Below are 4,079 nucleotides of genomic sequence, written 5' to 3' on the forward strand. Positions count from 1 at the left end.
AACTGCGTAAGTCCTATATTGAAGAACTCAATTCCGAAAAGGACAAATTTGGTGGAAAGATAATCGGGATAGAACCAGGAGCAGGCATAATGCAGGCTTCAGAAACAGCAATTTCCGATTATGGTCTGGAAATGGAGCTTGTCCCAGGCAGTAGTGCAGCAATGACCGCTTCCCTGAAAAAAGCTCTGGATTCCAAAGAATGGATAGTTGTTACTCTCTGGTCCCCTCACTGGGCTTTTAACAGATGGGATCTTAAGTACCTTGACGACCCTAAAGGCTCATATGGTGACGCCGATCACGTTGAAACCGTGGCAAGGCTTGGACTTAAAGAAGAAAAACCCAATCTCTACGGCATCCTGACACGTTTCAAGTGGACTCACGATGATATCCAGACCGTTATGATGGATATCGAAAACGGAACTGCGCCTGAAACAGCCGCAGCAAAATGGGTTGAAAACAACCCGCAAAAAGTTAATGAATGGATTGGAAAAGAGTAAGTTTCTTTTCCCTTTATCTTCTTTTTATACATTTTTACTTCCGTTTTTTCTTCATATTTTCGCTGTTTTTATTACTTTAGAAAGCGCCCCCAGATGAGTTTAATCGCCGGGCGAATTTAAAATTATTATATATTATAAAATACCAATTGTTTATTAGGATAATTTTTCAGATTCAAAGTGGATTACTTTAGAATACCACCTCAGAATGCGAATTATGGCAGTTCAAATTTTGAGGATGAGAATTTTTATAATTCTTTCGATATATTAAGTAGAAAAGAGGCAGAAAAATGGCAAAAATGGCAAATAAATTTAAAGAACTTGACAGGACAGCTGAGGAAAAATACAAAAAAGGCAGAATTTCTTTTAAGGTCGGGAGGTTTGAAGACGCGCTTGCTGCCTATGGAGAAGCCGCTGACGCCTGGAAAGAAATGGCAGATCTGCTTTTCGAAAAAGGAAAAGAGACGCGAGGGACAGAGTTCCTTGAAAAAGCCATGGAGGCAAAATCGTGTTACGGAATGGCTCTTTTCAAGCTTGAAAGGTATGTAGAAGCCCTGGAAATCGTTGATGCCGCCCTTGAACTTAAGCCTGAAAACCCTACCGAGTGGTCCAACAGGGGTTTCGTGCTTTCAGCGATGGGGCGGAACGAGGAAGCCCTTGAAACTTTCGAAAAAGCGCTTGAATTTGACCCGAAATCCCCCAAAATCCTTACCAACAAGGGTATAGTATATTTCAGGATGGGATTCCTGAAAAAGGCTCTTGAGACTTTCGATCGCGCTCTGGCAACCGAACCCAGGAAAGCCTCGGACTGGGCCTGCAAAATTCCCAGGTTCAGTTTCTTTTCCCGGAATAAGGCTCCTGTTATGAAGCCTGACAATGCTGAGACCTGGTACTGGAAAGGCAACGTACTTCTTGAGCTTGGAGAAAAGGAAAAAGCCCTTAATGCTTTCAAGATGGCTCTTGAAAGCGATCCAGACCACCTCAACTCTCTTCTTAGCGGTGGGGATTTGCTTTGCGAATTTGCCGAATACGGTGAGGCTTTCAAGTGCTATATAAGGGCCCTGAAACTCAGCCCTGAAAATGAAGCCGCTGAGAAGGGAAAAGAACTTTGTGAAGTGAAAATTAATGAGTGATTATTATCCGGTATTGAGTTTGGGATATTGAATTCGGGATATTGTATTTGGAACGTTGAATTCGGATATTGTATTGGAACGTTGAATTTGAGATCGTTCTTATTCTTAAGGCACACATTTTCCGCCTCCAAAAGGAAGAATTGATAACCTGAATAAGTATATAGTTATATAATTTCATGATGCTGAGTGATAAAACTTATATTTTCTTTGAGTTATAATTATATTTGATTTGAGCAATAAAAATTGTATTTTTGATTCCGTGCATCAATCAAAAACATCAGGATAGCTACCAAATACAGGATAGCTACCAATCTGGTTAATACAAAACATTCGATATTTAAGGAGAAAACATTGATGGACTTCATATCTAACTTGTTTGGTAAAGATAAAACTCAAAATCTTTTTGAAGCTTCTAAGATAGGGCAGATAGAAAATGTAGAAAAACTTTTGAAAAGCAATAAAGTTGATATTAATTCGCAGGACACATATGGTAAAACTGCTTTAAATTATGCAGTGAACAAAGGGTACAGAGACATTGTAGAATTGCTTATTAAAAGCGGTGCAGATCTTAATATTCAGGATGAAAACGGGGATACCGCCTTAATTTCTGCGGCAAAGGCCGAACGTGGAGACATTGTAGAATTGCTTATTAAAAGTGGTGCCGACCTTAATATTCAGGATGGAAACTGCGAGACTGCTTTGAAGTTTGCGGTAAAAGTAGGATACAGGAACATTATTAAGCTTCTTCTTGAGAGCGGTGCCGATCTTAATATTCAGGACAAAAACGGCGAAACAGCTTTGATTTCTGCTGCAAATCGGGGGCAAAAGGATATTGTTGAGTGGCTCATTAAAGGTGGAGCAGAAATTAATATTCAAGACGAAAATCTTAACACTGCTTTGATTGCTGCAGCAAAGATTGGACATAAAAATATTGTTGAGTTACTTCTTAAAGCCGGTGCTGATCTTGATCTTCAGGACAAAAATGGCAATACAACTTTGACTTATGCGGCAGACAGAGGATACAGAGATATTTTAGAATTGCTTCTTGAAAGTGGTGCCAGTCTCGATGTTCAAGAAGAAAACGGGCTTACCGCTTTGATGCTCTCAACACAGGCCGGGGATAAGGATATTGTTGAGTTGCTTATTAAAAATGGTGCCGACCTTAATATTCAGGACGAAAATGGCAATACTGCTCTGGATATTGCGACAGAAATGGAGTTTAACGAGATTGTTGAATTGCTTCTTCAAAGTAACGCAAGTTTCAGTTCCTGATTTGTTTAGAAGGATTAACTAAATAGCGCTGTTACAGTGAGAAATACACAAAAATAACTGCAATAGAATAAGGCGCTTATCAGAAATCATTGGCTTATCAGAAATCATTGTAATTTTTGTTACAGCGAAGAAAACCGGAAAAGCCCTCGTATAATTGATATACCATCGTGACAATCCTTACTGCTATGAATGACAGTGAACCAGAAAATTCAGCTTTGCCTTCTCACTTAACTGACCGCGTAGCCCGCGAAAAGGCCCTTGCCAAAAATCTTACTCCAACTTACGAATCAGCTACTTTTTCAAATCCGGTCCTTGACCAGTTCAGGGGACTTATGCCTGATTTCAATAAACGTCTCTCGTCTGATAGGGATCTTGGACTCTCTTCTTCTGATCATCTTCGCCTGAGTTCGGAAACTCTTCCGAGGCTTGTTTCCAGCTCCGTTACCGGAATCAAATCTGCTGGTCTTCTGGAGTCCATACCCAAAAGCCCAAAGATGCCTGTAGGAAAAGGGCTTGAGGTCTTCCCTGACCTGCCTGGAAGAATGCTGACAGAATCAAGAATAAGCTCTCTAACGCTTAGTGCAGACCTTCCTATGTCCCCTCTTGCAAGCAGGCTTTTAACGCTCAGGCAGACAGATAGGTTAAATGACATCAACAAGAACAGAAAATAAAAGAAAGGACTGAAAAGATAAGGGAAAATATATTTTTTTCTTTTTTATTTAACAATCCGTATTTTATTTGAACAATCCGTAGTTATTTAATGAAAATAAGTAGTTGTATTTTGCCCTTTTTTTAGAGTGTGTTTTATAATTAAACCGGATACCTCAATTAGTAGAACTCATTTACTTTTTGAGGATAATTGGTTTTTGAATGAGTTCAATATAAAAAAATGTTTTATTGAATTTGGCAGTGTCTCTAATTTGCTGTAAATTTGAAGTCAAGTTCTTGCGTACTATGTAGAGAATTGATCTTCCAAGATGGAATTTTCTACTCAATAACTTCTTGAGAGTTATTTCTTGAGAGTTATTTCTTGAGAGTTATTTCTTGAGAGTTATTTTTTGAGAGTTATGATTTTACATAAAAATTGGCACACTGCCTAACTTGATATTGTCAATGTAAGATAAATTAATAACTTGGAATAAATTTTATCTATTTTTTATATATATTTTATGGTTAAGTT

General features: G+C 38.6%; 3 protein-coding genes and 1 pseudogene. All 4 read left to right on the forward strand.

Features of this window, described 5'->3' with window-relative positions; all coding sequences use genetic code 11:
- On the forward strand, window positions 1-497 hold a 497-nt coding region (locus A9239_RS12270; protein ID WP_141706452.1), incomplete at its 5' end, for a glycine betaine ABC transporter substrate-binding protein.
- A 287-nt stretch (window positions 498-784) separates the two neighbouring features.
- Window positions 785-1,627 carry a tetratricopeptide repeat protein gene (locus A9239_RS12275; protein ID WP_048155116.1) on the forward strand — a complete coding sequence of 281 codons (843 nt, stop codon included), beginning with the start codon at window positions 785-787 and terminating at the stop codon, window positions 1,625-1,627.
- Between the two features lie 258 nt (window positions 1,628-1,885).
- Window positions 1,886-2,899, forward strand: a pseudogene (locus A9239_RS12280) (ankyrin repeat domain-containing protein); the annotation flags it as partial.
- A 167-nt stretch (window positions 2,900-3,066) separates the two neighbouring features.
- On the forward strand, window positions 3,067-3,570 hold the full coding sequence (locus tag A9239_RS12285) for a hypothetical protein (protein ID WP_048118676.1): 504 nt from the start codon (window positions 3,067-3,069) through the stop codon (window positions 3,568-3,570).
- Window positions 3,571-4,079: the final 509 nt, after the last annotated feature.

The organism is Methanosarcina sp. A14 (genome assembly GCF_001729375.1).
In the GTDB taxonomy this organism is placed as follows: domain Archaea; phylum Halobacteriota; class Methanosarcinia; order Methanosarcinales; family Methanosarcinaceae; genus Methanosarcina; species Methanosarcina barkeri.